Consider the following 23,002-nt stretch of genomic DNA (forward strand, 5'->3'; position numbering starts at 1 on the left):
AAGCTCGACTTCCTTTTATTTCATTTATATAAACAGAACCACTATACCAAGGTTCCGTGCATTTCTAACCATTTTTTATCTTCAATCCGTTCTCAATACTATTGATTTCATCATTGAATGCAGCATCAACCTTCAATCGTTCTTCAACCTTGGAACAACTGTGGATAACTGTGCTATGATCGCGATTACCAACGAGTTTGCCGATGCGTGAAGCAGGCATCTTGGTAAATTTCTGCGCCAAATACATAGTTACCTGTCGTGCCACCACATAATCACGCTTACGGCTCTTACTGTTCACAGCCGTAACAGTTACATTATAATGGTTACATACGGTCTCGACGATGTCATCAATTGTGAGTGGTTTATCATCTACCTTCACAGCACGCTTGATAACACGCTCAGCTAATCGGATATCAATATGACTGTTGTACACGATGCTATAAGCCAACAGACCATTGATAGCACCCTGCAAATCACGCACACTGCCATTGCAGGTCTGAGCAATAAAGGCCACAACATCATTAGGAATCTTCAAACCATCGCGACGAACCTTGTTGCTGACAATATCTTCACACAGCTCCACATTTGGCTTTTCAAGCTCACATACCAAGCCACAGGAGAAACGGGTAATCAAGCGGTCTGGCATATCCTTCAACTCCACCGGTGGACGGTCGCTCGCCAAGATAATGCGTTTTCCATTACGGAAGAGATGATTGAATATATGGAAGAAAGTGTTCAATGTCTTAGCCTTTCCTGCCCAATCCTGAATATCATCCACTATCAGAATATCAATAGACTGATAGAAATTGATGAAATCATTGCTGGAATTATGCAAGATAGCATCCGTATACTGAGTCTGGAAAAGACGGGCACTGACATAAAGCACACGCTTCTGAGGATATATCTGCTTTGCCTTCAAACCGATAGCATTCACCAAATGCGTCTTACCACTTCCCGATGGACCATAAATGAACATAGGGTTGAACTGAGTGGTATTAGGATGCTCAGCAATAGACAATCCCACAGAACGAGGCAACTTATTGCTCTCACCCTCTACATAATTATTGAATGTAAGCTTAGGATCGAGCTGGGTATCAATGTCATCCTGCTGAAGAGCCTCTGGAACGACACCTTGTGCTTGATCCTGCTTCGCTTTTCTGTTGCGCTCAGCAACCTCTTCGTCAGCAGGATCAGCCTCTAAATCTTGTGCAATCTTATGTTCCTTATCGGTAACAACACGATAAGTGAGTCGGATTCCATCACCAAAATTGCGATGTAACACCTTACTCAACAAGCCAACATAGTTCTGTTCCAAGTATTCGTAAACAAACGGACTTGGAACTTGCACCAACAAAGTCTTTGTCGATGGCTTGTACGACTCAAAGACTATTGGCTTAAACCATGTATTATATTGCTGCTCTGACACATTATCCTTTATAAGCAAAAGACTATTATCCCAAAGCGCTTTCGGACTTGCTAACATTGACTATTTTATATTAATTATTTTTTAGATATTGATTGTGTTCACACCACTAAAGATGCGAAATCAGTTGCAAAATTAAGAAAAAAAAAGGAGAACAGCAAATCTCCCCATTTAATTAATTTTAATACATTAAATGTAACCAGCTGATGCTCTGCATTTTACAGAGTTATCCACAATCGTTAATATTCTTGCAGTGAAACATTTATGTAACACCCCCGAAATAGCTAACAAACAAACAGTTTGGCAGTTATATCGGGGCGTGAAACATCTATTTTGTTATTTAGATAATATTTATATAAGTAAAATCAAGTTTACTTATCTTTTTTTCCAAATATTGAGAAATGCACATAGCGCTTTGGATGCGCCTTCAGATCTATCATCAATGAATCAGCATGCCCCATAGTTGAGTTCAAATTCTCATAGAGTTGGGTATCATTCATCAACAAACCGAGAGTTCCCTTATTGTTATTCAACTTCTCAGTAAACTGCTGTGCATTTTCCAAGGTAGCATTCACCTTGTTCAATGTCCCCTGTACATCCAAAGCAGCCAAATTGGCTGTCAATTTATGGGTATTATCGAGCACGCCATTCGCCTTACCAATCATACCTGGTATCTGCTTGTTCAAACCAGCCATCAAGGTATTCAACTCTCGAGTAGAAACTGTCAAGTTGCTGGTAATGGTCTCAGCGTTATGAAGTGTAGCTGCCAAAGCAGGATCTGCCAGAAGAGCATTCACACTGGTCAAGATAGAATCGAGCTTAGGCAACATCTTTTCCATAACAGGAATAAGCTGCTCAGCCTTTCCCATGATACCTGCATTGATAGAGCCTGGAATAGTTCCACCTGGTTCAATACGCTCACGTGGATTATTAGCCAGGAGCAGGTTCACCTGAAGGTTGCCCATCATATCTTTAGAAATCTCAGCCTGACTACCAGCCGGAATCCTCAGATCCTTGACAATATCAGCCGTTACTCTGATAGGTCCGTTTTCCTTGTAGTCGTAACTGATGGCATCCACAGTACCCACCTTGTAACCATCCGCATAGATAGGCGTAGAAGCGCCCAATCCCAGGATGTTATCAAACGTCATATAATAGGCATTGTTGGTAGAAAACAGATTGATGCCTTTCAGAAAGTTAATTCCGAAATACATAATCAAAATACCTACAACAGCAACCAGCGCTATCTTTATTTCCTTTGTCAGTTTCATTTTTATCTATTTTTATTCTGCTTAAATTCACGTATCGCCTGATTTACATCATACTTTTGTCCATTTTTGAAAGCGATGATGAAAGCCTCAGGGAATTTTTCCTGCAAACTCTTACGCAAACGATATATCTCATTATAATTTGAAGAGGCCCCCATGGTATACTTCACCAGATTACCTTCCCTGAATGATTCATAATCAGTCTCGCCCTTGAAATGGGCATCTCCCTTGCGCAGGATTCGGTCACTCACGAAGATTTGAAGCTTGAAAACAGGAGCATCCTTTGGCTCTGGCTTTTTCCGAGCTACTACTCTTTTCTGAACTTCAGCCTTTTTCTGAGGTTCAGTTCTCTTTAGAGCTTCTGTTTTTTTCAGAACTTCTACCTTCTTCTGAGCTTCATTTTTTCTCTGAGGTTCAACTTGATGTTGAGATTCTTGCTCCTTCAATTCCTCTACATCACCAGATTGTAATGGGCGATAAGGTACAGTGACCCTCTTATCATATTTATTTCGATATTGAGCAAAACCATCATAAATAGATTTCGCTATCTCATTAACACGATCAGAATTATTGAGAATTCTTTCCTCATCAGGCGTTGTGATGAATCCCAACTCAATCAAGCAACTTGGCATAGATGTTTCACGCAACACCAGGAAACCTGCCTGATGCACCCCCTTGTCAGGACGATTGGCATTATCGCAAACCTTACGCTGAATCATTCTTGCCAACTCTACACTGCGCTCCATATTCTTGCCCTGAATGAATTCGAAGATGATATAACTCTCCGAAGATTTCGGGTCGAATCCCTGATAAGTCTGCTTATAGTCCTTCTCCATCGAAATTACAGAGTTCTCCCGCATAGCCACATCAAGATTATCCTTGGCACGGTGCATACCGAGCGTATAGGTTTCAAATCCACGTGCTATCTTACCTGCAGGCAAAGCATTGGTATGCACAGAGATGAAAAGGTCTGCATTGGCACGATTAGCTATATTGGCACGTTCTATCAAAGAGACAAACTTATCTGTTTTACGTGTATAAATCACTCTTACCTCTGGCATATACTTCTCTACATATCTGCCGAATTGTAACGCCACAGACAGATTGATATTCTTTTCCATGGAAATAGCTCCACGCGCACCCGCATCATGACCACCATGTCCTGCATCTATCACAAGTGTAAAGTTTCTATTGGCAGCAAACGAAGTCATTGTCAACATCCACAATACCACCCATATCAGTGTTATTTTTTTATACATACTTTCTGATGACTTTGCAAAATTACTACTTTATTATCAGAAAACCTAAACTAACTAGTAAGTTTTATCATTTGTTAATACAACTTCAACTCCTGCACCGTCACAATCAGCTCCAAAAGGAGGATTCTCTTTAGTAATAGCCAGTTGCATTTGACGAATAGCGGAAAATTCAGAAAAGAGTCTTTTACCGATTCTTCCCGCTACATGTTCCAGCAGCTTACTTGGTATAGCCATCTCCTCTTTGATGATTTCATACAATTCTGCATAATTAATGGTAGCAGACAGTTCATCCGTTTCCATGGCATCAGTGAAATCATAATCTACGACTAGATTCACCACATAGTTGTTGCCGACAGTTCTCTCCTGCGGCAACACGCCATGATAAGCATGAAAACGAGCATTCTTCAAATAAATCCTACTACTAACAGACATAGTTTAATTTCATAAATAGTTTAGTCTTCTGATTCAATAGACCTCAGTATTAAGCCTCTTCCTCCATGTCGTCGTCACCCCTATCAAAGGCGCTCCCATCATTGAGATATCTCTTGAGGGCTTTCTCTACACCTTTCTTCCAGGTATTGATACTATCCGAGGTAAGCTGAAGCTGATTCACAAGCTTGATTACATGCTCAATAGGCATTCGATAACGCAATACACCAGAAATCAACTTTGCATAATTCCAGTATTCAGGGTTGAACTTCTCACTAAGACCTTCAATAATCATCTTATAACCACGCTTGTTGACAAACTGGAAGTCATAACGCTTCACACCATCCTCAAGAACGGTTTTCACGATTTTACCCTTAGTAACAGACTTAGGGAGCATGATTCCTTCATCCTCATCCTGCAAGCCGGTGAAGATTTCATAAGGATGTCCATTGAGCAATCCAACAAGAGCCACCCACTTTTCCTTATTATTCTGATATCTTACGACATCACATTCCAATTCTCTTGGACGCACTTCTACAACCTCTTCAGGTACATAAGGAATTTGAGTTTCCTCAGAAACTACTTTCAACAGCTGATCATGCATCTTACTCCATTCAGCCGGACGCACTTCATATTGTTTATGAAGAGCAGCTAAATTGTTTTTCAACTCATCTAGCAAGACCTTTGTAGCCTCTTCAAAATTTGTATTTTCTTTATTCATTCTATCAAACGTTTAATATTATGGTGCAAAATTAAGATTTTATTTCTAAAATATGAAACGTTTTACCATATATTTCACTAAAAATATAAAAGATATGTACCATTTAGGAAAACTTTCACTAACTTTGCATCAAAATAGGGCTCTAAAACAACACGGAGCTACTATATATAATAAGGTATAATAACATAAATAGGAAAGTTATGACATCAATCAAGAACAGAACAAGCATTAGAAAATATTCAACGAAGGAAGTTTCTGACGAACTTCTGAATCAATTGCTGGAAGATGCAATGCGTACCCCAACCATGGGTAATCTTCAGCTTTACAGCGTTGTCATTACCCGTAGCGAGGAAGGCAAGAAGGCATTGGCTCCAGCTCATTTCAACCAGCCGATGGTGACAGGTGCTCCCGTTGTACTCACCATCTGTGCCGATTATCGTCGCACCACCCTATGGGCAGAGAACCGCAAGGGAACTCCTGGCTACGATAACATTCTCTCCTTCATGAATGCAGCCACAGATGCTCTCCTCTTCACCCAGACATTTACCAATCTGGCAGAAGAGGCTGGATTGGGTACTTGCTTTCTAGGTACAACGGTCTATATGCCAAAGATGATTATTGATACCTTGAAGCTTCCTAAGCTCGTAATGCCTGTAGCTACATTAACCATCGGTTGGCCAGATGAACACCCTGTCCAAACCGACCGTCTGCCATTACGCAGCATCGTTCACAATGAGACCTTTGAAGATTACACTCCAGAAAAAATAGATAATTTCTATTCAGAAAAGGAATCTCTGGAAGAGAACAAGGAATTTGTCCGCATCAACAATGTGGAGACTCTCGCCCAAGTTTTCACAGACATCCGCTATACCAAGAAAGACTGTGAAGCGATGAGTGAAGGCTTCCTGGATGCCCTCAAACAGCAAGGATTTATTTAAAGGTAAAAAGAACCGCAAAGGATTATATCGCAAAAAGCGCAACAGCAAAACAAAATGCTGATGCGCTTTTTCTTTATCATCAAATAATTGAATAACAGAAATATTAATTATTCATTATCAATTATTCATTATTAATTAATCATTTACTCTACCACAATTGGCTTGTACTTAGGAACCAGTACCTTCATGATGCACCAACCAACGAGGTAAGCAACACTACAGATGCAGAATACAATCATGTAAGCACCAGGCTTGCCATCGAAGCCCATGAAGCTGAAGGCAGAACCCTGACCCTCTGCGTAGGTGAAGAGCATACCAGAACCCTTGTTGATAAGGAAAGAACCGATACCACCAGCCATTGCACCAATACCAGTGATTGTAGCAACAGTTGACTTAGGGAACATATCACCGATGGTAGAATAGAGGTTAGCTGACCAAGCCTGATGACCTGCACCGAGCAAACCAATGATAATAGCTGGCCACCATGCACTGTACTCACCCATAGGCTGAGCAATCAGACCAAGCAATGGGAAGCAAGCGAAGATCAACATCGCACGCATTCTACCGATATATGGATTCATACCCTTCTTGTCTACAAAGTAGGTTGGCAAGTAACCACCACCGATACTCAATACGGTTACAATCGCATAGAGAGTGAAGATGAGGGCAATACCCATACCAGAGTCAGAAGAGTAACCATACTGATCTGAGAAGTAAGCTGGAGCCCAGAAGAGGAAGAACCACCATACACCATCAGTCATCAACTTACCAACGATGAATGACCATGTCTGACGATAGCTGAAACACTTGAGGAAGCCGATGGTCTTCTCCTCTTCAGTAGTCTCAGCAGCCTCAGCATTCTCAGTCTCAACCTTATCGAGATCTTCATCCTGTTCAATGTAAGTAAGCTCTGCCTTGTTCACATGCTTACTCTTTGATGGCTTCTCATAAAGCCACATCCAGAGGCCCATCCATACATAACCGAGCACACCGATGATGATGAAGGCCCACTCCCAGCCCATGCTGCGAGCCAACAATGGAATAGTAGCTGGAGCTGCCAAGGCACCAACAGATGCACCACTATTGAAGATGGCAGTAGAGAACGCACGGTCCTTCTTTGGGAAGTACTCTGCCGTTACCTTGATAGCAGCAGGGAAGTTTCCAGCCTCACCCACAGCAAGGATTAAACGGCAAGAGAGGAACAACCATACGCTGATGGTGGCGATAGCAACAGCTGCATCGCTACCAGCCTGTACCATGCGGAGTGCCTCGATAGAATCGTAACCCTCTACCTGCATAGCTACCCAACCGCAACCTGCATGCATCACGGCACCGGTTGACCATACAAAAATAGCGATAAGATAACCTTTCTTGGTACCCATCCAATCCACGAACTTACCTGCAAAGAGGTTAGCGATGGCATAGAAGATAGAGAAAAGACCAGTAATCGTACCGTAGTCGTCATCAGTCCAGTGGAATTCTGGAGCGATGAAGTCTTTCCATGTTAATGACAGAACCTGACGGTCCATGTAATTGACTGTGGTAGCAATGAAAAGCAACGCACAGATAACCCAACGGAAGTTGGACATTTTACTCGTTGAAATAGGACTCATTTGTCTAAGTTTTTAAGCGTTATTTTTATATTTATTATTTATTCCAGTTATTAGACGGCAAAGCCTGGCTTGTATCTTCAAGCCAGGTTATGCCAATATTTCTCACTCTATTATTCCAATGTAGGAATCTTCACTACCTGCATATCGTTATAGATAAGGTTTTCACCAGCCATACCCCAGATAAAGGTATAGTTGCTGGTACCTGCTGCACAGTGGATAGACCACTCAGGAGCAATAACTGCCTGCTCGTTGTTCAACCAGATTGGACGTGTCTCCTGTGGTTCACCCATTACGTGGAGAATCTTCTGACCCTCAGGTACATTATAATAAAGGTATGTCTCCATACGACGGAGATGAGTATGAGCAGGCATGGTATTCCATACAGAACCCTCCTTCAACTCTGTTACACCCATCTGCAACTGACAAGTACGAACGCCAGCCACACCATCGATAATCAACTGATGGATAACACGGTCATTGCTCTCCTTCAAGCTACCAGCCTTGATGTTGTTGGCATCCTTCAGAGTCACCTTCTTGTTTGGGAATGTCTGATGAGCGCAAGCACTGTTCATATAGAACTTAGCTGGCTTAGCTGCATCCTTGCTACTTACCTCGATGTTCTTGGCACCACGACCTACATAGAGAGCCTCCTGGAAACCAAGAGTATATTTCTTGCCATCTACGGTAACAGTACCCTCACCACCGATGTTGATGATACCTAGTTCACGGTTGTCGAGCAGATTCTTCTGATCGTTTGGCTTATCTGTATAAAGAGGAGCGATAGAAGTCAGCTTCAGAGGAGCTGTTGTTGGCTCTGCACCACCAATGAGGAAACGGTCGAACATAGTGTATGTCCAGTTTACCTCACCTGGAGCGAACACCTTCTCGATAGCGAACTCGCTGCGAAGGCGGTCTGTTGTGTAATGCTTGGCATCCATTGGGTTGCTAGCATAACGAACGTTATAATTGGTGTAGGCATTTTCTGCCTTTACCTCGTATCCACACTTACCACACTGGCCAAAAGCCTGACTTGCTGTTAATACCATTGCTGCTAATATTAATGTTAATTTCTTCATTACTATTTTGTTTTTACTTTTTTACCTTTAAGATTTAAAAATTGGGGACCAGCGATGGAATCGCTGGGAACGGGGGCAGGAGGGGAAAGGCTCTTTTTACCCTTTTACCTTTCTCTCTTCCTTCACGATGCGCTGACGGTTGAGAACCAACAAGGCGATAGTGATGATGGTGAGCACACCCATACCGATGTATGAAAGCTTCACGCCACGATAGATGACCCATCCAAAGAGAGAAGATGCGAAATCGAGTGCACCGCCCGAAAATCCGTCAGGAATATGAGCGGCATTATCACCAGTAGCTGCATAAACCTGATTGGCAGCCATTGTAAAGTCTGGAGCCATATCGGTTACAAAGTAGAGACCGATGATGAGAGCTACCAAACCTATGATAAGGGTTTTCACTACATTTCCCTTGGTGAATGGCAATATCATTGGAAAGAGGTAGAACATACCAGCCAATGATGCCAATGGCAAGAACTGGTTACCAGGCAAGAAGACTGCTATAGCCAAAATGACAGGAATCAGGATGACTGATACTACCAGAGTAGTAGGATGACCAATCACCAAGGCAGGACTCATACCGATATGAACCTTCTTACCGTTGAACTTGGTCTTTACCAACTCCTGTGTCTTCTCTGAGATTGGCTTCAAACCATCAATAAACAAAGAGGTGATACGAGGAATCAGCTCCATCACTGCTCCCATGGTTACACCGAGAAAGAGAATTTTCTTGATATCGAGCTGTGCAGCCCAACCAATCAAAGCACCTACGATGACACCGAGAACCAATGGTTCGCCGAGCACGCCAAACTTCTTCTTCAATCCCTCTGCATCAACATCGAGCTTAGAGAAACCAGGAATCATATCCAGGAGTTTGTTGAAGATGATAGCGAATGGCATGAAACTCTGGCAGAATGGCTGCGGAATAGAGATACCATCCAAATCGTAATACTTCTGGAACTTTTCTGCAGTGAGGTCTGCACATACCAATGTTATCATATAGCAGACGATGGCAGCAAAGTATCCCCAAAGCAAACTTTCACCCATTACGAAGTAAGCCACGGCACCGATAAATGCAAAGTGCCAGTAGTTCCAAAGATCGATGTTCACCGTACGGGTGGTCTTGGTTATCAACATCAGAAAGTTGACACCCAAGCAGATTGGGATAATCAGAGCACCCACTGCTGTATTATAAGCTACGGCAGCAGCGGCAGGCCATCCCATATCAAACACGTTCAACTGTAGGTGATAGATGTCGGAGATAGCCTTCAACGGGTCATTGAAGTTAGTAGTCAACAAAGCAGTGACCACCCCCAAACCCACGAAACCCACACCTACGAAGAGTCCCGATTTCAACGCTTTTCCGAATTTCATGCCAATACATAGTCCAATGACCGTGAAGATGATAGGCATCATCACGCTCGCACCTAGACTGATGATATAGCTAAATACCTGTTCCATTATTACTTTTTGAATTTGTTAAATAGTTAAGAAAACACACCAAAAGTGCACCTCCACCTGTTTTTAGATGATTTGTTGGTTGCAAAGATACACTTTTTTCTTCATATTCAATACGTTTTGATGGAAAATATTACTTAAAAAAAATCCCATCCGAGCTTTTCGGATGGGATTTATCGATTTTTATCCGTTTTTGCACGATTTATTGACGAATTGAACGTCGTTCTTCACTTCCTAGTCCTGATAATAAACTCTCTTCACTCGGTTGCTGATGGTAGTCAGAACTTCGTAAGGAATAGTTTCCAGAATATCGCTCAGCGTCTGAACAGGAAGATGCTCTCCGAAGATTTCCACAGAATCACCTTCCTTGCAATCGATGCCTGTCACATCTATCATCGCCACATCCATACAGATGTTGCCTACATAATCTGCCTTCTGTCCGTTGACAAGGCAATAAGCATGTCGATTGCCGAGTCGGCGGTTCAAGCCATCGGCATAACCGATAGGAATGGCTGCAATCACACTATCCTTATCAAGAATGGTCTTGCGACTGTAACCTACACTATCTCCCGCCTTCACATGGTGCATCTGCAGGATGGTAGTCTTCAGGGTGCTCACGCAGTTGATTGTCTTATTGTTGCGGGAGTTGATTCCATAAAGTCCAAGACCTAGGCGACACATGTCCAACTGACGCTCAGGGAAGTGCTCGATACCTGCAGAATTACAGATATGACGCAAGATCTTATGGTCGAAGGCAGCCTGCAACTGTTTGCTTCCCTTATCGAAGAGTTCAAACTGATGGGCAGAGAAGTCATCGAAGCTGTCATCATCACTACCCACGAAGTGAGAGAACACAGAACGAGGGATAATGGCATTCTGATGCTTCAGCTTGCCGATCAATTCCTCCATATCGTTTTCCGGATCAAATCCCATGCGATGCATACCAGTATCCAGCTTGATATGAACAGGGAATCCTGTTACTCCCTCCTTCTCAGCAGCCTTAATCAGTGCATCGAGCAAACGGAATGAGTAAACCTCTGGTTCCAAGTCATAATCGAACATGGTCTTGAAGGCGGTCATCTCCGGATTCATGATCATGATATTGCTGGTGATTCCGTTCTTGCGCAGGGTTACACCTTCATCGGCAACAGCCACAGCCAGATAATCTACACGGTGATCCTGCAAAGTCTTTGCGATTTCAACAGCTCCAGCTCCATAACCGTCAGCCTTAATCATGCAGACAAGCTTTGTCTCTGGCTTCATAAAGGCACGATAGTAATTCAAGTTGGCTACCACTGCATTCAAATTCACCTCAAGAGTGGTTTCATGAACCTTCTGAACCAGCAACTCGGTCAATTGGTCAAAACCAAACTGGCGAGCTCCCTTCAGCAGGATAACCTCATCACGCAAGGAAGCAAAGACCTCGCTGGCTATGAATTCCTCTACATCCTGGAAGAAGAACTTTTCAGAAATCTGAATAATATCATGCTGCTTGCAGAGTTCAGGACCAATACCGATGAATTTCACAACTCCACGCTTGCGGGCGAGATCGCTCACTTCTTTATATAGCGCCTCCGGAGTCTGGCCGCTCTGATAGATATCGCTTAATATCAAGGTATGACGGCGACCACGATGATCCGGACGACGATTCATGAAGTCGAGAGCAATGTCAAGCGAATTGATGTCGCTGTTGTAACTGTCGTTGATAAGAGTACATCCGTGCTGTCCCACCTTCACTTCCAGTCTCATAGCCACAGGCTCGAGTTTCGCCATACGCTTATCAATATCCTCAGCAGAGACTCCGAGCTTAGAAGCCACCACAGCGCTGATGATAGAGTTCTGGATAGAAGCATCATCGATGAATGGGATGGAGAAACTATCCACCTCACCTTTATATATATAGGTGATGACGCTCACGCTCTGCTGCTTCTCGATGCTCTTGACAAAGAAAGGAGCCTCAGGATTCTTGAGCGACCAGAAGAGTTTTTCACCTTTATAATCAGGATATTCAGCCACCACCTTGGTAATCACCTCATTATCTCCATCATAAACCACGGTATCAGCATCATGGAAGAGGATGAGCTTCTCACGGCACTTCTCCTCCAGGGAAGAGAAGTTCTCCTGATGGGCAGAACCTAGATTGGTAAGAACAGCAATGGTAGGCTGGATGATGTCGCGAAGGGCAAGCATCTCACCTGGCTGACTGATACCAGCCTCGAACACGCCCACCTGAGTCTGTTCGTTCATTAACCAGACAGACAATGGCACACCTATCTGGGAATTGTAACTTCTAGGACTTCGGGTAACGAACATACTTGGTGAGAGCAACTGATAGAGCCACTCCTTGACCATGGTCTTGCCGTTGGAACCCGTAATCCCCACGATAGGGATATTGAATTCATCACGATGACGCTCAGCCAGACGCTGCAAAGCCTCCAGCGTATTGACAACCTTCAGGAAGTTTGCCTCCGGATAATCAGAAGCATATCCCTTAGGAACATCGGTCACCACAAAGTTTTTCACACCTCTGCGATACAGCTCAGGTATGTAGTTGTGACCATCATTACGCTCCGACTTGAGCGCAAAGAATAGAGTTTCCTCTGGGAAACAAAGTGAACGACTATCGGTCAGGATAAAACCGATGTTGGTATCATTGTCTCCATAGCGACGCGCACCTATCAGTGTGGTTACCTTTTCAATAGTATATGTCATTGTCTTAATACTTTAATGATTCTATATTTTACAAGAGAAGATACTTCTCCTCAAATTCTCTTTTCCTCTCTTCCGTCCTGGCGATAAACTTTTTGTGTTCTTCGCTATCAGGATTGAAGGGTCTGTGTCCGAGCGCTTCCCTGATGGGTCTCCAGTCTTCCAGAAACTGTTCGGCTGCTTTTCCGAAGTATGCTGTCCGGAATTTCTCCCAGATATACTCCACAGCCTGGTCGCTCGGATGCAGCATGTCTTCCTTATAGAAGCGATAATCACGAAGTTCATCGTTCATGATTTCGTAAGCCGGGAAATAGCTCACCACTCCCGGATTCGCCTTCAACAGCTTATCAGCAGCCAAAAGGAGTGTTGCCTTCGAAAGTTGACTTCCGTGATAGCCATACTTGGCATACCGGATAGGACTCACCGTAATGATAACCTTCAAGCCACCGTCGGCAGATGAAGCTTCCTTTCTTTCTGCTTTCAGCAAATCTATCGCCTTTTGCAGATAGTCCGCACATTCATCCACGCTCAGTTTCCTTTCTTCGAAGAGACGCTGTGGACGTTTCTGGCAGTTGTCCACTATTTCGCCCGTCTCCTTCAATATATACACATGGTTTGTCCCCAGCGTAAAGACCGCAACCCGTGGATGAACATCCAGGCTCTTCTCCACCGTATGAAGAATACTAGCCGGATTATACATCACTCCGAAAGGATTCACCGTAGCCCGGAAGCGATTCTCCAGGAATCGGCGACCCAGATTATCGGCAAAGCAACTGCCCACAAAGAGCATTTGCTCTGCCGGCTGTATCTCAAAGTCAGCCTTAGGAATATCGATTTCTGTCCGAAACAGCATCTCTTCTACTCCTTTATTCCTTAACTACTTCAGTATTCTTCTTGCGTTTCTTGACTTCCACTCCTATACCTATTATAATAAGGAGTACAAGAACGCCATAACCTACGTATGCTACAGTCTCTGTATTTTTGAGCGACTGTGGATGGAAGTCGAGTACCACCTTATGATTACCCGGTTTCACATTGAGCGCACGGAGAATATAGTCAACTCTACCGAGTTCAACAGGCTCCCCATCTACGGTAGCAGACCAACCCGGATAGTAGATTTCAGAGAAAACGATGACACCACCCTTGCTCGATTTCACCTCGTAAGTCAAGTTGTTTGGCTTATAGGCAGTCATCTTCACAACCGAAGTATCATCCTGCTTTACACTCTGATTCAGCTGCTCCTTGAACTTGGCATCAGCCACGGCTACATGACGGAGGTTCACCTTGCCCACGCCCTCGATTTCCTCGTTGGCATTGTTCACATACTTCACCTCGTCAACAAACCAGGCATTGCCGTAGGCGTATGGATTCTGAACAGGAACAGTCTGACCGCCCTGCAAAGGCATGATGAAGTACTTGGCATTCAGCATATTCAATACGGGGAAGATGCTATCGCCATTCACCTTGGTCATATCACCGCCAGCCTCAGCCACAGCCTTCATTGTCTTCTGCATCTCAGGAGCGATGTGAGCATCAATCATCTCCTGATAACGGCGCAACTTAGCTGGATGATATCCACCGATACTCTTATGATAATAAGAAGTCTCGTTCTCATTGAAGGTATTCGATGCGAGATTGAGCACACGATAGTCGAGTGCCTTATCGCGACAGATAATCTTATCGGTCTCTGTCATCTGCTGAGGAGCATCACGCTCTACCTTGTCCACGAACATATCGTCATAGAGATAACGCTTGTTTACCATCCACATATCTACGAGACAAAGCACAGCGATACCGGCAATCATGAATTCTGCACCGAGCTTCTTCATCTTATAAAGCAGCAGGAAGGCTGAACCGATAACGATAATCCAGAACGAACGCCAGCAATCAGAAGTAAAGATACTCTTGCGAATCTCTACCAGATTGCTGATAATAGGACCCTGATATTCAGCAGGCAACTGCTGCAGCGCCTGAGTCTCCTGGGCTGAGACGAAATCAGGGAAGAATACGCTCGGCATGATGGCAAAGAGCAAGCAGAAACCTGCAGTCAGGCCAAAGCTGGCGTATACATATTTAATTTTAGAAGTCAGCACTTCCGGTTCATCCACAATCTTCTTCAACGCCATCATCGCCAGCAGCGGAATGGTAAACTCGGCGATAACGAGGATGGAAGCCACCGTTCGGAACTTGGCATACATCGGAATATAATCCAGGAAGAAATTGGTGAACGGCATGAAGTTTCTACCCCATGAGAGCAGGATGCTCAGAATGGTGGCAGCGAGCAAAGCCCACTTCATCGGACCCTTTACGATAAACAGCCCAAGGATAAAGAGCATACATACGAATGCTCCAACATATACCGGACCGCTGGTACCAGGCTGATTACCCCAGTACTGACCCAGCTGCTGATAAATCTGAACAAAGTTAGGGTCTGCCTTCTCCATTGCCTTCTCGTTTTGGGCAAGAGGCACGGAAGCACCGCCCTTGGCATCTGGAACCAGGAGCGTCCAAGTCTCGTCAATACCATAACTCCACTGAGTGATATAGTCTCTATCCAGACCGCTACTGGTCTGATTAGCAGAGTTTTTCTTTACCAGTTCACTCTTTCCGCGCATGGTTTCCTGGCCATACTGCCAGGTATGATAAAGGTTGGACAGGTTGAGCGAGATACCGATGAGGGCACCCACTGCGCATACCGCTGTAGCCTTTCCAAAACGAGCCAGCTGCTTCTTCTGGATGGCTTCTACCAGGAAGGCAATCACCATGAAGAGGATGATGAAGAGGTAATAATAAGTCATCTGCACATGGTTGGCATTCACCTCGAAAGCCGAAAAGATAGCTGTCAGGAGCAAGCCTTTCAGATACTTGCCGCGATAAGCCAGCACCACACCTGCAATCATAGGAGGCAGATAAGCCAGTGCCCATACCTTCCAGATATGACCGGCTGCGATAATGATAAAGAAGTAGGACGAGAATGCCCAGATGATACTACCCAATGCCGCCAGCGATTGTCGGAAATCGAAAGCACGCAACATGATGTAGAAGCCAAGAAGATATACGAATACATACCATACATAATCTGGCAGCCACAGGTGATAAGCCTTAGTTACCTGGTCGAGCACCTTGGTACTGCCATACGAAGGCGACATCTGATAAGTTGGCATTCCGCCGAATACAGAGTTGGTCCAGCGAGTAGTCTCGCCAGTCTGCTGCTGGTAAAGTTCCTTCTCATGTCCCAGTCCCTTGCTTGCCGCAGAGTCATGACGGAACAGGATTCGTCCGTCCATGTCAGCTGGCATGAAGTAGGCGAAGGAGATTACCGCAAAAACAATTACTACCAGAATATCCAGTAGATACTTCTTCAAAAATTTCATATTTTCTATAAACGTTTATAATTTTGGGGACAAAGTTAGCACAAATCGAAGACACTACAAAATAAAAGAAGAAACTTTTTACTTTTTTTATCGAAGAAAAGTCACAATAGGGGTTTCCCCCTAACTTTTAGGGAAACTATCTTGGTTTATCTGCCGATAAGTCATACCTTTGCACCCATAAACATAAAATGAGTAAGATTATGAAAAAAATCGTATTTATCATGATGGCGATGCTGATGGCAGTCATCCCATCTACTGCACAGAATTACAAGCACAGTAAATATTATAACCAGAAGACGGGACATCTCGACTATGGATTCAACAATAAGGGCGTCGATACCTATTACGGCATCCGCATCGGACCCGGATTCTCATACGTCACTTCTGACGACAGCCGTCTCGATGGTGGCGACTGGCAGACAGGTCTCAACGTAGGTGTAGTAGCCGGCTTCCCGCTTACCTATTCTGACCCACTCTATCTGGAGACCGGTCTCTATTATATAGAAAAAGGTGGAAAGAAATCCTTAGGTGGCGGCAAGAAGATGACCTACGACCTCAACTATCTGGAGATTCCGGTAGTAGTAAAATACAAGTATGAGATAGATGACGACTTAACCATAGAGCCGTTTGCCGGTGGATATTTTGCAGCAGGCGTGGGTGGCAAGATCAAGAACTTTGCTGAGCGCGAGGCTCAGAGTTCATTCCGAAGCGACAACTTCCGTCGCCTGGATGGCGGTCTCCGCATCGGTTGCGGCATCGGCTACGACATGTTCTATGCCGACCTCACCTACGACCTCGGTCTTGCCAACATCTGCCACGATACATTTGACAAGGCACGCAACAGAGCCGTCATGCTCAATTTTGGCGTAAATTTCTAACAGAAGAAAACAACCATACGTTTTGTAGTTAAAACTTGATATACATTTCCCTGCCTATTATAAAATATAGGTGGGGAATTGTTCTTTTATGGGATTTATTTTGTAACTTTGCACCCAAATTTGAAATAAATCAGTATGAGAATAGGAATTATCGTTGCGATGGACAAGGAGTTCACGCAGCTCAAGACATTATTGACAGAATCGCAGACAGAGCGAAAGAATCATAAGGACTTCGTCATCGGAAAAATCGGCGAGAACGAGGTGGTGATGCAGCAGTGCGGCATCGGAAAAGTGAACAGCGCCATCGGAGCGGTGGAAATGATTGACAACTATCACCCTGACCTCGTTATCTCTTCGGGTGTGGCTGGAGGCGCTGACATCAACCTCAACGTAACCGAAGTGGTTGTGGCAACCAACTGTGTTTATCACGATGCTTACTGCGGTGATGAATGCGAGTATGGACAGATTCTCGGTATGCCAGCCACCTTCAAGACTCCCAAGGAGTATGTGGAGAAAGCACTTGCCATCAATGAATTGCCCGACAACCAGCATCCAAAGATTCATGCAGGACAGATTGTTAGCGGCGAATGGTTTGTAGACAGCAAGGAGAAGATGCACTCTATCCTGGAGCACTTCCCTCATGCCATGGCTGTGGATATGGAGAGCTGCTCCATTGCCCAGACCTGCCACATCTACAAAACACCTTTCATCTCCTTCCGCATCATCAGCGATGTTCCTCTGAAGGATACCAAGGCACAGCAGTACTTCGACTTCTGGGCTAAAATGGCAGAAGGCTCATTCAATGTCACCAAGGCATTCCTCGAAAGTCTGTAAACTATAAATTGTAAATTATAAACTATATGAATAAGATTCCAAGTTTCACAATCAATCATAACAAGTTGCTCCGCGGCATTTACGTAAGCCGCAAGGACGAAGTAGGCGGAGAAGTAGTCACCACTTTCGATATCCGCATGAAGGTGCCTAACCAGGAGCCATGCCTCCACAACGGTGCCATCCATACCATCGAGCACCTTGCTGCCACTTACCTGCGTAACGACGAGGAGTGGAAAGACCGCATCATCTACTGGGGACCAATGGGATGCCTTACCGGCAACTACCTCCTCATCCGTGGCGATCTGGAGAGCAAGGACATCGTAGAACTGATGAAGCGTACTTTCCAGTTCATTGCCGATTTCGAAGGCGAAATTCCTGGACAGGCAGCCAAGGATTGCGGCAACTATCTGCTCCACGACCTGCCTATGGCTAAGTACGAATCGAAGAAATATCTCGAAGAGGTGCTCAACTGTATCACAGAAGCTAACTTGATTTATCCTACACAGGATTAATCATATATGAACGCCCGCAACCACAAATTGCGGGCGTTTATATTTAATTAACCTGAAAAGTTTTGAAACTTTTCCGAAAACTCATATCTTTGCATAAGATAAGCTGCACTCGGCAATTTGAAAGCAAGCTTTCATTGCGCTCGTTTGCATTATCTTTGCATAAGATTTATATATTAACGACAATCACCAATAACGACAATAACTAACAATTATCAACTTCTTTTTATGGCAAGAATAAAGTGTATCGATTTTAATACAACAACCATGAACATCAAAAAAGTTTTGTTTGGAGTGACCTTCATCATGTCTACCATGACTGGCCACTCTCAGAGTGTATTCCAAGTTAAGCAGCAGTCGTTGCCTAATCCGGACAACGAGCCTACAGCTGTGTTCCCTGTTCCTAGCGATCGCCAGATGAAATGGCAGGAGACAGAATTCTATGCCTTCTTTCATTACGGAATGAACACCTATACCAACAGAGAATGGGGATTGGGAAGTGAAGACGTAACCCTTTTTGCACCTACCAAGAAGCCTAACCCTACTCAATGGCTCAAGGCTGTAAAGGCTGCTGGCATGAAGGGCGGTATCGCTGTAGTCAAGCATCATGACGGTTTCTGCCTCTGGCCTACATCTACTACTGACCATTCCATCGTCAATGCCGGCAATGAGAACGGTAAGACCACCAACATTCCACGCGACTTTGCCAAGGCTGCCCGAAGCTTGGGAATGAAGTATGGTTTCTATGTTTCTCCATGGGACAGAAACAGCAAATACTACGGCACAGAGAAATATGTCAACGACGTTTTCCTCCGTCAGTGCGCAGAATTGGCTCAGTATGGTAAAGACCAGTTCGAAATGTGGTTCGACGGTGCCAACGGTGGCGACGGATACTACGGCGGACGCAATACCACCGTCAATGTAGACCGTTCTACCTATTATGACATTCCTAACCTCAGAGATTCCATCCACAAGGTTTGTCCAGACATCATCCTCTGGGGTGTGGGCGCTGAGTCAAGATGGATTGGTAACGAGGCAGGATGGGCTGGCGAAACAAACTGGCTCACCGACGAAAGAGGTTATGCTCCTGAAAGCAACGGTATGTATGGTACCGAAGACGGATGGCAGTGGGACCCGGGAGAGAGCGATGCCAAACTTACTGACAAGGGATGGTTCTGGCACGAGGGCGAGAAGCCTCTCTCTGTAGAGCGACTCTTCCAGATGTATCTGGAGACTGTAGGTAGAAATGCTACCTTGATTCTCAACTGCCCTCCAGACAAGAGTGGTCAGTTGCCAGAGATCGACGTTCGCGTCCTCAAGGATATGGGCAACATGATTCGTACCCGCCTGGGCAAGGACCTGGCAAAGAAGGCAAAGGTTACTGTAAGCAACACCAGAAAGGCTGGTGCCAACCGCAACTATGCTGCCAAGAACCTGACCGATAACAACAAGAATACCTATTGGGCTACTGATGATGGCGTGAAGCAGGCTACCATCACCTTCAACTGGGACAAGCCTCAGACCGTTCGCTATGTTGATATGATGGAGTACATCCGCAAGGGTCAGCGAGTAAGAAAGTTCCATATCGAAATCTCTGAAGACGGAAAGACATGGAAACCTATCGCAGAGAAGTGCACCACCACAACCATCGGATACAAGCGCATCATCCCGTTGAACGGCAGCACATCCGACAGCTACGGCAAGGGTTATCAGGTGAAAGGCCTGAAGGTTGTCATCGATGACAGCAAGGCTTGCCCATTGTTACATTCCATTAAAGTATTTTAAACTTTGACTCTACACTAAGAATATGAAGAAATTACTCATAGCATTGTGTTTGTTACCATTGGCTGCAATGGGACAAGAAATTAAGTTCGACACCCAGGATTACAAATCCGTGGGAGTTTACGACAGATGGGAGCATTCCCCATTCCGCACAGGAGAACTGGCGGGCAACTGCGAAGTCGTGGATAATCCTGACCTCACCAACAATCCCAACAAGAAGGTGCTTGCCTTCCAGCGTTCACGCCTGGCATCCAACATCTTCGGGGCAAGAATAGATCTGAAGAAACCTATCGCACTGGGGCCTTCAGGAAAAGTAGTTCATGTACTTATCAACCGTCCGATGGAAGGCAGAGTGATGCTGGTAGGACTCGGAAAGCGTAGAGACAGAGCCGGACAGTCCAACGAAGTGGAGCAGTTCTGGATCAAGTCAACCACTCCTGTTCCTGCAGGACAGTGGGCTGATGCCGTTTTCCCAATCAAGAGTGCAGAAGGTGTAGACATCTATAGCCTGGTAGTGGTTCCTCATGCTGAGTCACCTCACGAGATGAAGCAGGATGAAGTAGTATATATTGACGACATCAATATCCACCTGACCAACGCTCCCCGCATCACCTTGCTGAAGACCGAAGGTGCTGCAAAGAAGAAGGCTCACAGCGAGTTTGTTTCTGTAACCGAGGCTAACCGCAACGGTATGGTGACCGCAGCAGACGGAACCACCCTCAACAACCACAAGGTGGCATACGGCAAGCCATTCAAGGTGAAGATGGTTCCTGCTCCAGGATTCACCTACGGTGACTTCACCATTACCCATGGTGACCAGATAGAATCGCTCAAGAAGACAGATATCGCCAAGGATGGCACCTATACCATTCCAGCCAAATGGATGGATGGCAACGTAACCATCGAGTGCATATTTATCTCGACAAGCAAATAAACAAGGAATACAACCCAGTTTCGTTTTCACTCTTCACTCTTCACATTTTGCATATAACTTTCTGTGTTACTGCAAGTTGGAAGGGTGAAGAGTTATTTTATCTCTTCACAACTCTTCACCGCTCTTCACATCAAGTGATTTTGAGCAGCTCAGAAAGGGCTTTCAGAGTCTCCTGGAATCGGAATAAGACTCAAGTAAACTTTAACAAAGCCCCACGTAAACTTTATCTAAGGCTTAAATCAAATTGGAAAAAGGCTTATTTCAGAAGCAAATGAGACTTAAAGCGAGCCTTAATAGATGGCTGAAGCAAGCCTCAATAGATGGCAAAGACAAGCCTCAATAGAAGCCATTTTCCCACTAAAGTGAAGAGTGGTGAAGAGTGGTGAAGAGTGCCCATCAACTCTTCATCCACTCAACCCACAGTAGCACAGAAGGTTACCTATAAAATGTGAAGAGTGAAGAGTAAAATCGAAGCTGGCTCTTACACACCCGATATACTGCTTTTCAGTATACCACGCCCTACTCTCTATTTTTCATCCCGAGATATAAAAAAATATCTCGGTACGGCAATTTATTGCCCTAGAAGGGGGCAATAAATTGCCGTGCCGAGGCACATTCAGAAACATCGTATTATATTCAGCCAAAGTACGGGCAGAATATAATATTACCCAGTACGAATATAATATTACCCAGTACGAATATAATATTACTCAGTCCGATTTCTATCATTCACAGTATTACCGCATCATTATAACTTAGCATCCTACCATTTCAGTTTTCCGTATTTCTCCTTATACCACAGTTGCCAGCCATTCACCAGGTTCTGCCAAACCACATAAGCGCCCGGTGCTACGGCAGCAAGCGGATTGAGGAAAGTAAGGGTGAGCCAGATACCCACAATGGTATTCTTCTGTCCAAGAGCCTGACCGGCACTGATACTCGCATCATAATGTCTGCCCACCGCCTTACCGATGGCAAACTGGATGAGACAGACAAAGAGCGGAACAATGAGCAGCAAGGCAAGAATCCATCCCGAAACCTCGGCATGGAGGATATTGCGAACCGTCTCACCCATCAGGATAGTAAGGTTGAAGCACCACATATAGAAGCCCAAATCCTTCACGCTCTTCACCTTATCCACCCACTTAGGCAGAAACCTGCGGCTCAGCAAAGCCAGAAGCAAAGGTACCACCAGTACCGTGGTTACGTTTCTGAACACCATCGCACTCATGAAAAGAAAGGAAACATCTGCCCCCTTTTCTACCATCGGGAAAAGACTAGGAATGATAACCATCGTAAAGACATTGGCTATCACCGTATAAGTTGTCAACGAGCCGATGCTTCCACCCAACTTCTCCGTCACCACAGCCACGGCAGCCGCCGTAGGACAGATAAAACAGATGAAAGCACCTTCGAGCACCAGCTTGGTTTCATAATTATCTCCGAATTCGAAGATAAGCACCACCATCATCAGTGCCAGACTGGTTCGGATGAGCTGCAGGATAAAATGCCAAGCCTTCGGTTTCATCTCCTTGATTTCAATCTTACAGAAGGTAACATAGAGCAAGGCAAAGAGCACCACCGGCATCATATCCACCAGCTTCGGTCCCACCGCATCGCCCAAAGGTTCCAGGAAAGGAACATTGGCAAAAATCAGATAGCCCACTGCTCCCAATACCAGGGAACAGGGCAAAGAAAACTTTCTAAAGAATTTCCACAACCACATACGCATACATTAAAAAAAGAATCCCCTGCAAGCAGACTGCCAAAGCAATCGGCAAGAGGGGAATTCTCACG

At 44.8% G+C, this 23,002-nt stretch carries 17 protein-coding genes and 1 pseudogene; 6 read left to right on the plus strand and 12 right to left on the minus strand.

Going from position 1 to position 23,002, the window contains the following annotated elements:
• Nucleotides 1-64: 64 nt before the first annotated feature.
• The 5 genes and pseudogenes from dnaA to F7D73_RS10275 all read right to left on the minus strand — a co-directional run.
• Nucleotides 65-1,483 (minus strand): chromosomal replication initiator protein DnaA, encoded by a 1,419-nt coding sequence (gene dnaA, locus F7D73_RS10255; RefSeq protein ID WP_153124427.1) that lies wholly within the window; start codon nucleotides 1,481-1,483, stop codon nucleotides 65-67.
• Between the two features lie 311 nt (nucleotides 1,484-1,794).
• Nucleotides 1,795-2,694, minus strand: coding sequence for an MlaD family protein (locus F7D73_RS10260; RefSeq protein WP_153124429.1), 900 nt, complete (start codon nucleotides 2,692-2,694; stop codon nucleotides 1,795-1,797).
• Nucleotides 2,695-2,696: 2 nt separating this feature from the next.
• On the minus strand, nucleotides 2,697-3,950 hold the full coding sequence (locus F7D73_RS10265) for an N-acetylmuramoyl-L-alanine amidase family protein (protein ID WP_153124431.1): 1,254 nt from the start codon (nucleotides 3,948-3,950) through the stop codon (nucleotides 2,697-2,699).
• A 54-nt stretch (nucleotides 3,951-4,004) separates the two neighbouring features.
• Nucleotides 4,005-4,382, minus strand: coding sequence for a dihydroneopterin aldolase (folB, locus tag F7D73_RS10270; RefSeq protein ID WP_153124433.1), 378 nt, complete (start codon nucleotides 4,380-4,382; stop codon nucleotides 4,005-4,007).
• A 91-nt stretch (nucleotides 4,383-4,473) separates the two neighbouring features.
• A pseudogene (locus F7D73_RS10275) lies at nucleotides 4,474-4,923 on the minus strand (adenosylcobalamin-dependent ribonucleoside-diphosphate reductase); the annotation flags it as partial.
• Between the two features lie 377 nt (nucleotides 4,924-5,300).
• Here F7D73_RS10275 and F7D73_RS10280 point away from each other — a divergent pair.
• Entirely contained in the window at nucleotides 5,301-6,038 is a 738-nt protein-coding gene (locus F7D73_RS10280) for a nitroreductase family protein (RefSeq protein WP_153124434.1), read from the plus strand.
• Nucleotides 6,039-6,181: 143 nt separating this feature from the next.
• Here F7D73_RS10280 and F7D73_RS10285 read toward each other — a convergent pair whose 3' ends face one another.
• From F7D73_RS10285 to F7D73_RS10310, 6 genes are all read right to left on the minus strand, one after another.
• Complete coding sequence (locus F7D73_RS10285) at nucleotides 6,182-7,651, minus strand: MFS transporter (protein ID WP_153124436.1); 1,470 nt, start codon at nucleotides 7,649-7,651, stop codon at nucleotides 6,182-6,184.
• 110 nt (nucleotides 7,652-7,761) lie between these two features.
• A complete protein-coding gene (gene kduI, locus F7D73_RS10290; RefSeq protein WP_153124438.1) occupies nucleotides 7,762-8,727 on the minus strand; it encodes a 5-dehydro-4-deoxy-D-glucuronate isomerase in 966 nt (321 codons plus the stop codon).
• 96 nt (nucleotides 8,728-8,823) lie between these two features.
• Nucleotides 8,824-10,188 carry a PTS galactitol transporter subunit IIC gene (locus tag F7D73_RS10295; protein ID WP_153124440.1) on the minus strand — a complete coding sequence of 455 codons (1,365 nt, stop codon included), beginning with the start codon at nucleotides 10,186-10,188 and terminating at the stop codon, nucleotides 8,824-8,826.
• Nucleotides 10,189-10,419: 231 nt separating this feature from the next.
• On the minus strand, nucleotides 10,420-12,897 hold the full coding sequence (locus F7D73_RS10300) for a bifunctional UDP-N-acetylmuramoyl-tripeptide:D-alanyl-D-alanine ligase/alanine racemase (protein WP_153124442.1): 2,478 nt from the start codon (nucleotides 12,895-12,897) through the stop codon (nucleotides 10,420-10,422).
• A gap of 28 nt (nucleotides 12,898-12,925) precedes the next feature.
• Nucleotides 12,926-13,747, minus strand: coding sequence for a GSCFA domain-containing protein (locus tag F7D73_RS10305; RefSeq protein ID WP_153124444.1), 822 nt, complete (start codon nucleotides 13,745-13,747; stop codon nucleotides 12,926-12,928).
• Nucleotides 13,748-13,760: 13 nt separating this feature from the next.
• Nucleotides 13,761-16,268, minus strand: a complete 2,508-nt coding sequence (locus F7D73_RS10310; RefSeq protein WP_153124446.1) for a YfhO family protein — start codon at nucleotides 16,266-16,268, stop codon at nucleotides 13,761-13,763.
• 200 nt (nucleotides 16,269-16,468) lie between these two features.
• Here F7D73_RS10310 and F7D73_RS10315 point away from each other — a divergent pair, with 200 nt between their 5' ends.
• The 5 genes from F7D73_RS10315 (at nucleotide 16,469) to F7D73_RS10335 (ending at nucleotide 21,205) form a co-directional block, all read left to right on the plus strand.
• The gene (locus F7D73_RS10315; protein WP_153124449.1) at nucleotides 16,469-17,146 is read left to right on the plus strand and encodes a porin family protein; all 678 of its coding nucleotides are present in this window, start codon (nucleotides 16,469-16,471) and stop codon (nucleotides 17,144-17,146) included.
• 135 nt (nucleotides 17,147-17,281) lie between these two features.
• Nucleotides 17,282-17,980 (plus strand): 5'-methylthioadenosine/adenosylhomocysteine nucleosidase, encoded by a 699-nt coding sequence (locus F7D73_RS10320; protein WP_153124451.1) that lies wholly within the window; start codon nucleotides 17,282-17,284, stop codon nucleotides 17,978-17,980.
• Between the two features lie 26 nt (nucleotides 17,981-18,006).
• Nucleotides 18,007-18,492, plus strand: coding sequence for an S-ribosylhomocysteine lyase (locus F7D73_RS10325; protein ID WP_153124453.1), 486 nt, complete (start codon nucleotides 18,007-18,009; stop codon nucleotides 18,490-18,492).
• A gap of 225 nt (nucleotides 18,493-18,717) precedes the next feature.
• A complete protein-coding gene (locus F7D73_RS10330; RefSeq protein WP_228117709.1) occupies nucleotides 18,718-20,274 on the plus strand; it encodes an alpha-L-fucosidase in 1,557 nt (518 codons plus the stop codon).
• Between the two features lie 22 nt (nucleotides 20,275-20,296).
• Entirely contained in the window at nucleotides 20,297-21,205 is a 909-nt protein-coding gene (locus tag F7D73_RS10335; protein WP_153124455.1) for a hypothetical protein, read from the plus strand.
• A 763-nt stretch (nucleotides 21,206-21,968) separates the two neighbouring features.
• On the opposite strand, the gene F7D73_RS10340 is transcribed toward F7D73_RS10335, so the two are convergent.
• Nucleotides 21,969-22,931: a bile acid:sodium symporter gene (locus F7D73_RS10340; RefSeq protein WP_153124457.1), complete on the minus strand. Its 963-nt coding sequence runs from the start codon at nucleotides 22,929-22,931 to the stop codon at nucleotides 21,969-21,971.
• Nucleotides 22,932-23,002 lie beyond the last annotated feature (71 nt).

This window comes from Segatella copri, from assembly GCF_009494395.1.
In the GTDB taxonomy this organism is placed as follows: Bacteria; Bacteroidota; Bacteroidia; order Bacteroidales; family Bacteroidaceae; genus Prevotella.